At 54.5% G+C, this 242-nt stretch carries 1 protein-coding gene; it reads right to left on the bottom strand.

Translation table 11 applies throughout. The annotated features are described in order from the left end of the window. The coding region (locus tag GBI66_RS19570; RefSeq protein WP_308464070.1) for a hypothetical protein at positions 1 to 242 on the bottom strand (242 nt) is incomplete at both ends.

Here is a 242-nt window from a genome sequence, read left to right on the forward strand (position 1 = left end):
ATGATGTTGTCACCCGTAATTGGATTGACCACCACCACTGGTGTGGTGATGTCGACTGTGTAGCTCGCATCCGCAGTGGCGTTGCCCACGTTGCCTGCTGCATCGGTTGCTGCACTGCTGACGTTAATCACTTTGTCAGCATCAAGTACCAATTGCCCGCCGGCAACCGTTACTGCCCAGGTACCACCCGCTTGTACCGTAGTGGTCAAGTTAACGCCATTGACGTTCACGGTCACCACATC

The organism is Acinetobacter sp. TUM15071 (genome assembly GCF_008980925.1).
Classification (GTDB): domain Bacteria; phylum Pseudomonadota; class Gammaproteobacteria; order Pseudomonadales; family Moraxellaceae; genus Acinetobacter; species Acinetobacter dispersus.